The 902-nt window shown below is 59.6% G+C and carries 1 pseudogene; it reads left to right on the top strand.

Annotated elements, in window-relative coordinates:
- Window positions 1-65: 65 nt before the first annotated feature.
- Window positions 66-902 (top strand): annotated as a pseudogene (locus C9E82_RS23960) (IS3 family transposase); the annotation flags it as partial.

The raw sequence follows: 902 nt of genomic DNA, 5'->3' as shown, positions 1-902 counted from the left end.
TGGTCTGCCCCCTGAAAAGTGGTCCTCCCTGAAGTAGGCTATTTAGCCTTAGAGAGGATTTTGGAATGCCCCAGAAGAAGCACAAGCCCGAAGAGATCGTGGCGAAGCTGCGCCAGGTCGACGTTTTGGTGTCGCAAGGTCGCTCGGTTGGCGAAGCGGTCCGCGCGATCGGCGTTACGCAGTTTACATATTACCGCTGGCGCAAGGAGTTCGGTGGCCTGAAAGGCGATCAAGTGAAGCGCCTCAAGGAGCTTGAGAAAGAGAACGACCGGCTGCGCAAGGCGGTGTCGGACCTGACCCTGGAAAAGCTGATCCTGAAAGAGGCTGCCTCGGGAAACTTCTGAGCCCTTCCCGCCGCCGTCGCTGCGTCGAGCATGTCATGGTGAAGTTCTCCGTCTCGGAGCGCTTTGCCTGCAAGGTTCTCGGCCAGCACCGTTCAACCCAGCGGAAGAAGCCGCACGGTCGGCCAGATGAAGAGGCGCTCACCGCCGACATCATCCGGCTCGCCTCAAGCTACGGCCGCTATGGCTATCGCCGGATCACGGCGATGCTGCGGTCAGAGGGCTGGACGGTGAATGCCAAACGCGTTGAGCGCATCTGGCGGCGAGAGGGGCTGAAGGTTCCCCAGAAACAACCGAAGAAAGGCCGGCTCTGGCTGAATGACGGATCGTGCATCCGGCTTCGGCCCGAGCATCCAAATCATGTTTGGTCCTATGACTTCGTCGAAGGCCGAACCCACAATGGCAGGAAGTTCCGCATGCTCAACATCATCGATGAGTTCACCCGGGAATGTCTGGCGATCCGCATCGGTCGCAAGCTCAACTCCACCGACGTCATCGACGTCCTGTCCGATCTGTTCATCCTGCGCGGTGTTCCCGGCCATGTTCGTTCCGACAACGGCC

Origin of the sequence: Paracoccus sigandri, from assembly GCF_003709565.1 — a bacterium.
Classification (GTDB): Bacteria; Pseudomonadota; Alphaproteobacteria; order Rhodobacterales; family Rhodobacteraceae; genus Paracoccus; species Paracoccus siganidrum.
Note: the sequence above shows the minus strand (reverse complement) of the source record. Positions and strands in the feature narration are given on the sequence as shown.